This window comes from Actinomadura sediminis (assembly GCF_042675525.1).
Classification (GTDB): domain Bacteria; phylum Actinomycetota; class Actinomycetes; order Streptosporangiales; family Streptosporangiaceae; genus Spirillospora; species Spirillospora sediminis.
Genome location: NZ_JBHTJA010000185.1, coordinates 1 through 7,421 on the forward strand (window position 1 = coordinate 1; position 7,421 = coordinate 7,421).

2 protein-coding genes are annotated in these 7,421 nt (G+C 74.6%); both read left to right on the forward strand.

What is annotated here, in order from left to right; all coding sequences use genetic code 11:
- A partial coding sequence (locus ACFQ11_RS36610) for a condensation domain-containing protein (protein WP_378307358.1) occupies positions 1 to 1,575 on the forward strand: 1,575 nt, incomplete at its 5' end.
- Positions 1,572 to 7,421: amino acid adenylation domain-containing protein (locus ACFQ11_RS36615; protein WP_378307360.1), on the forward strand; the 5,850-nt coding region annotated here is incomplete at its 3' end. The genes ACFQ11_RS36610 and ACFQ11_RS36615, both read left to right, overlap by 4 nt.

A 7,421-nucleotide genomic window follows, 5' to 3' on the forward strand; every position in this document is an offset into this window, starting at 1 on the left:
TTCCAGCACCAGACCGTCGAGGAGCTGGCCGCCGTCGCGCGTCCGGTCGGGGAGGACGAGCGGGTCGAGGCCGAACCGCCCGGCGCCGGAATCGGGCCCGTGCCGGTCACGCCGATCGTCGGGTGGCTGCGCGAGCGCGTGGACGGCGACGCGTCGCTCGTCGCCGGGTTCCACCAGTCGATGCTGCTCCGCACCCCGCCCGCCCTCGGCGTGGACCGGCTGGCGGACGCGTTCGCGACCCTGATCGACCACCACGACGTCCTCCGGCTCCGCCTCGACGTGGACGGGGACGAGCGCTGGCAGCCGGTCGTCCGGCCGAAGGGCGCGGTGGACGCCGCCGCGCTCGTCACCCGGGTGGACATCGCGGGCCTGGACGACGACAAGCGCGCCGCGCTGCTCGCCGAGCAGGCCGCCGCGGCCCGCGACCGCCTCGACCCGCGGGACGGGACGGTGGCGCAGCTCGTCTGGTTCGACGCCGGCGACGAGCAGGGACGCCTCCTGGTCGTCCTGCACCACCTGGTCGTCGACGGCGTGTCGTGGCGGATCCTGCTGCCCGACCTCGTCACCGCGTGGGCCGGGGGAGACCTGGAGCCGGTCGGGACGTCGTTCCGCCGCTGGGCGCAGAAACTCACCGCCGCCGCGCCCGGCGAGGACGCCCTCGAAGACTGGCTCGACATCGTGGACGGCCCGCCGCAGCGGCTCGCGTCCCGCGACCTCGACCCGCGCGTGGACATCGCGGCCCGCGCCCGGCACGTCACCCTCGACCTGCCCGCCGACGTCACGGGCCCGCTGCTCACGGACGTCCCGGCCGCGTGGAACGCCCGCGCGAACGACGTCCTGCTCGCGGGCCTCGCGCTCGCGGTCGCGCAGTGGCGGCGGCACCGGCCCGGCGGCGGGCGCGGCACCGACGTGCTGATCGACCTGGAGGGGCACGGGCGCGACGACGTGGTGCCGGGCGCGGACGTGTCGCGGACGGCCGGCTGGTTCACCTCGATCCACCCGGTGCGTCTCGACGCGGGACCGGCCGACTGGGCGCAGATCCGGGACGGCGGGCCGGGCGTCGCGACGGCGGTCAAGAAGGTGAAGGAGCAGCTCAGGGCCGTCCCGGACGCCCAGCAGTACGGCCTGCTGCGCTACGCCGATCCAGACGGGGAGGCCGCGGCCGAGCTCGCGGACGCGCCGCCCGCGCAGATCGCGTTCAACTACCTCGGCCGGGTCGCGCCCGGCGGCGACGAGGATTGGGCGCTCGCGCCGGAGGAGCCGCCCGCCGGGGAGGACCCGCGGATGCCGATGGCGCACGCCCTGGAGATCAACGCGCTCACCCGCGACCTCCCGGACGGCCCCGTCCTGTCCGCCACGTGGACCTGGCCGGGCGAGCTGCTGGACGGCGCCGACGTGCGGGAACTCGCGGACGCGTGGTTCACCGCGCTGCGCGGCCTCGTCGCGCACGTCACCGCCGCCGCGTCCGGCGACGGCGCCGCGCCGGTCGGCGGGTTCACCCCGTCCGACCTGCTCGTGGACCTCGACCAGAGTGAGATCGACACGCTGCAGAACGCCTGGAGGAACCAGCATTGAACCGGGGGGACCTCGAAGACATCCTGCCGCTGTCGCCGCTGCAGCAGGGGTTCTTCTTCCACGCCCTGTTCGACGCCGACGACACCGACGTCTACACGGCCCAGTTCGTCCTCGACCTGGAGGGCCCGCTGGACGTCCCGGCGCTGCGGGCGGCCGCGGAGACGCTGCTGCGGCGGCACGCGAACCTGCGGGCCGCGTTCTGGCACGAGGACCTGTCGCGGCCGGTGCAGGTGATCCCGCGGACGGTCGACCTGCCGTGGGAGGAGGTCGCGGCGGCGGACGCTGCCGAGGCCGACGCGGTCGTGGCGCGGGAGCGGGCCCGCGTGTTCGACATGACCGCGCCGCCGCTGCTGCGGTTCGTCCTGATCCGCACCGGGCCCGAGCGGTTCCGGCTCGTCTTCACCAACCACCACATCCTGCTGGACGGCTGGTCGACGCCCATCCTCGCGACCGAGCTGTTCATGCTCTACATGCAGGGCGGCCACGACGCCGGGTTCCCGCGCGTCACCCCCTACAAGAACTACCTCGCGTGGCTCGCGGAGCAGGACCGCGGCGCCGCCGAGGACGCCTGGCGCCGCGCCCTCGACGGCGTCGACGGCCCGTGCCTGGTCGCACCGGAGGCCGCCGCCCGCGCGCCCCGCCCGCCGGAGCGCACGATCACCGAGCTGGACCGCCGGACGACGCGGCGGCTCGCCCGCGCGGCCCGCCGCCACAACGTCACGCTGAGCACCGTCCTGCAGGGCGCCTGGGGGCTCGTCCTCGGCCGGTTCCTCGGCTCCCGCGACGTCGTGTTCGGCGCGACCGTCTCCGGCCGCCCGCCCGAGCTGCCGGGCATCGAGCAGATGATCGGGCTGTTCATCAACACGCTGCCGGTCCGCGTCCGGTACCGGCCGGACGAGCCGCTCTCCGGGCTGCTCGAACGGCTCCAGGCGGAACAGACCGACCTGCTCACGCACCACCATCTGGGCCTCACCGACATCCAGCGGGCCGCCGGGCAGGGCGGCGCCCTGTTCGACACGATGACGGTGCTGGAGAACTACCCGTTCGACCCGGCGTCGATGGAGGGCTCGCTGAACGGCGTCCGCATCGCCGCCGCCGACTCCTACGACGCCACGCACTTCCCGCTGTCCTTCGTCGCCGCGCCCGGCACGGGAGGCCGGTCGGGGCAGGTCGGTCGGGGAGAACACGAGCTGTCGCTGCGGCTGCACTTCCGGCCGGACGTGTTCGAGCGGGACGCCGCCGAGGGGCTGCTCGCCCGCGTCCGCCGCGTCCTGGAGGCGTTCGCCGACGACCCGTCCCGCCTCGTCGGCGCCCTCGACCTCGCGGGCCGCGACGAGCGGGCCGCGCTCACCGCGCGGAACGACACCGCCGCCGACGCGCCGGCCGGGACGCTCCCCGACCTGTTCGAGGCGCGGGCGGCGCGCACCCCCGACGACGTCGCGCTCGTCTGCGGCGACGCGTCCCTCACCTACGCCGAGCTGAACGACCGCGCGAACCGCCTCGCCCGCGACCTCGCCGCGCGCGGCGTCGGCCCCGAGGACCGCGTCGCGCTCGTCCTGCCCCGCACCCCCGACATCGTCGTCGCGATCCTCGGCGTCCACAAGGCGGGCGCGGCCTACGTGCCGGTCGACCCCGAGTACCCGGCCGACCGCATCGCCCACATGCTGGACGACTGCGCGCCCGCGTGCACGATCACCGCGGACGACGTCCCGTCCGCCGGCGACGGGCTCGGGAACCCGGACCGGTCCCTGCGCGGCGGGAACGCCGCCTACGTCATCTACACGTCGGGTTCGACGGGCCGCCCGAAGGGCGTGACCGTCACCCACGCGTCCGTCCTCAACTACTACGAGGCGCACCGGGAACGGTTCATCGACCCCGCGGCCGAGGCGACGGGCGGACGCCGGATGCGGTTCGCGCACCTCGCGTCGTTCTCGTTCGACACGTCGTGGATGGGCCTGCTGTGGATGATGCACGGCCACGAACTCCACCTCATCGACGACGACACCCGCCGCGACGTCGAGGCGTACACCCGCTATGTGGCGCGCGCGCACATCGACCTCGTCAACACGACCCCGTCGCACTTCCTGTCCCTGCGCGACGCGGGCCTGCTGGCCGACGACGGGCGGCACCGTCCCGCGCAGCTCCTCCTCGGCGGCGAGGCCGTCGGCGACGCGCTCTGGTCCGAGCTGCGCGCCCTCGCCCCCGCCCTCACCGCCCGCAACTTCTACGGGCCGACCGAGTCGACGATCGACACGATGAACCAGGTCGTCGCCGACACCGACCGGCCCTCGATCGGCCGCCCGCAGCGCGGCACCCGCGCCTACGTGCTGGACGCCGCCCTGCAGCCCGCGCCGCCCGGCGTCCCCGGCGAGCTGTACCTGGCGGGCGTCCAGCTCGCCCGCGGCTACCACGACCGGCCCGGGCCGACCGCCGAACGGTTCGTCGCCGACCCGTACGGCGCGCCCGGCGACCGCATGTACCGCACCGGCGACCTCGCCCGGTGGCGGCCCGACGGCGCACTCGAATACCTCGGCCGCACCGACGACCAGGTCAAGATCCGCGGATACCGGGTCGAGCTCGGCGAGATCGAGTCCGTCCTGTCCGGATTCGAGGGCGTCGCGCAGGCCGCCGTCGTCGCCCGCGACGGCCGCCTCGCCGCGTACGTCGTCCCGGCGTCGGTGGACGTCGCCGCGCTCCGCGCGCACGCCGCCGCGCGGCTGCCCGACCACATGATGCCGTCGCTCACCCCGCTCGACGCGCTCCCGCTCACCGCCAACGGCAAGCTCGACCGGGCCGCGCTGCCCGCCCCCGGCGGCACCGCCGGGGCCGCCGGGACCGGCCGCCGCGCGCCCCGCACCCCGCGGGAGGAGATCCTGGCGGGCCTGTTCGCCGAGGTCCTCGGCGTGCCCCGCGTCGGCGCCGACGACTCGTTCTTCGACCTCGGCGGCGACTCCCTCACCGCCACCCGCCTCGTCGGCCGCGTCCGCTCGGCCCTCGGTGCCGAACTGCCCGTGCGGGCGCTGTTCGAGGCCCCGACCGTCGCCGGGCTCGCCGCCCGCCTCGCCGACGCGGCCGGCGACGTCCGGCCCGCCCTCCGGCCCGCCGGACGGCCCGGCGTCGTCCCGCTCTCGCACGCGCAGCAGCGGCTCTGGTTCCTCAACCGGTTCCAGGGCGCCGGGGCGCTGTTCAACATGCCGATCGCGCTGCGCCTCGACGGCGACCTCGACCTCGGCGCGCTCCGCGCCGCCCTCGCCGACGTCGTCGCCCGGCACGAATCGCTCCGCACGATCTTCCCGGACGGTTCGGGCGCCGCTCGCCAGCTCGTCCTCGACCCGGCCGCCGCCGTCCCCCGCCTGGACGTGACCGCGACCGACGAGGAGCGGCTGCCCGCCGCCCTCGCCGCGGCCGCGGGCCGGGGCTTCGACCTCTCCGTGGAACCGCCGCTGCGGGCCGGCCTGTTCGCGCTCGGCGGCGGCACGCACGTCCTCATGCTGGTCCTGCACCACATCGCCGCCGACGGCTGGTCGATGGCGCCGCTCGCCCGCGACGTCATCCTCGCCTACGCGTCCCGAGCCGAGGGGCGTGCGCCCGAGTGGGCGCCGCTGCCGGTGCAGTACGCCGATTACACGCTGTGGCAGCGGGAGCTTTTCGGTTCCGAGGACGATCCGGAGAGCCTCGTCTCGCGGCAGATCGCGTACTGGCGGGAGGCGCTCGACGGCCTGCCCGACGAGCTGCCGCTCCCGACCGACCGGCCGCGCCCCGCCGAGGCGTCCTACCGGGGCGGCACGTACGAGTTCGCCCTCGACGCCGACCTCCACGCGGGGCTCCTCGCGCTCGCCCGCCGCCACGGCGCCAGCCTGTTCATGGTCGTGCAGGCCGCCTACGCCGCGCTGCTGACCCGGCTGGGCACGGGGACGGACGTGCCGATCGGCTCGCCGATCGCGGGCCGCACCGACGAGGCGCTCGACGACCTCGTCGGCATGTTCGTCAACATGCTCGTCCTGCGCACCGACACGTCCGGCGACCCAACCTTCCACGACCTGATCGCCCGCGTGAAGGACACCGACCTCGCCGCCTACGCGAACCAGGACCTGCCGTTCGAGCGGCTCGTCGAGATCCTCAACCCGGCCCGCTCGATGGCCCGCCACCCGCTGTTCCAGGCCGTCCTGTCCTTCCAGAACAACCCCGAGGCCCGCCTCGAACTCGACGGCCTCACCGCCGCCGCCGAACCCCTCCCGTCCGGAGTCGCGAAGTACGACCTCTCGCTCTACCTGCGGGAACGCCACGGCGACGACGGCACGCCCGGCGGCATCGAGGCCGCACTCGAATACGCCCTCGACCTGTTCGACCCCGCCACCGCCGCATCGATCGGCGACCGCTTCGAACGTCTCGTCCGCGCGCTCGTCGCCGACCCGGACGCCCCCATCGGCGCCGCCGAGATCCTCGACCGCGCCGAGCGCCGCACCCTCCTGCGCAAGTGGGCCGGACGCCGCGCCGAGGTCCCCGAACGCGCCACGATCCCGGCGTTGTTCGAGGCGCGCGCCGCCGAACGCCCGGACGCGGTCGCCGTCACCTTCGAGGGTGTGTCGTGGACGTTCGCCGAGGTGAACGCGCGGGCGAACCGGCTGGCGCGGTGCCTGGTGGAGCGGGGTGCGGGGCCGGAGCGGTTCGTGGCGCTGGCGTTGCCGCGTTCGGCGGATCTGGTGGTGGCGATCCTGGCGGTGCTGAAGGCCGGTGCCGCGTACGTGCCGATCGATCCGGATTATCCGGAGGATCGCATCGCGTACGTCCTCGACGACGTCCGCCCGATCCTGACGATCCGCGCGGACGGTCCGTCCACGTCGGACGGCGCGAACGACGGCGCGGCCGGGCTCGGCGCCGGGGCCGTGGTGACCGTCCGGCTCGGTGACGCGGACGCGCCCGGGTACGACGACTCGAACCTCGACACCGAGGCGTCCCCGGACAACCCCGCATATGTGATCTACACGTCGGGTTCGACGGGGCGCCCGAAGGGTGTGGTGGTCCCGCATCAGAATGTGGTGCGGTTGTTGCGGTCGACCGAGGAGTGGTTCGGTTTCGGGCCGGACGATGTGTGGACGTTGTTCCACTCGTATGCGTTCGACTTCTCGGTGTGGGAGTTGTGGGGGTCGCTGCTGTACGGGGGCCGCCTGGTCGTTGTTCCGTACCTGACCTCCCGATCGCCACAGGACTTCCTGCGCTTGCTCGAGGCCGAGCGGGTGACGGTCCTGAACCAGACGCCGTCGGCGTTCTACCAGTTGATGGCGGCCGACAAGGAGTCTCCGGGGCGTGATCTGTCGGCGTTGCGGTACGTCGTGTTCGGTGGTGAGGCGCTGGAGCTGGGCCGCCTGGACGACTGGTACTCGCGGCACCCGGAGAACGCTCCGACCCTCGTCAACATGTACGGGATCACCGAGACGACCGTGCATGTCTCTTACGTCGCGCTGGATCGGGCGTACGCGGCCACCGCGCCCGGCAGCATCATCGGGTCCGGGATCCCCGACCTGCGCGTGTACGTGCTCGATGCCTACCTTCAGCCCGTCCCGCCGGGTGTCGTCGGCGAGTTGTACGTCGCCGGTCCGGGGCTCGCGCGCGGTTACCTGAACCGTCCCGCGCTGTCGGCGGAACGGTTCGTCGCCGATCCGCACGGCGAGCCGGGCACCCGCATGTACCGCACGGGCGACCTGGGGCGGTGGCGTCGCGACGGGGCGCTGGAGTATCTGGGGCGCGCCGACCAGCAGGTGCAGTTGCGGGGGTTCCGGATCGAGCTCGGCGAGGTCGAGGCGGCCCTCACCCGTCACGAGGACGTCCGGGACGCGGCCGTCGCC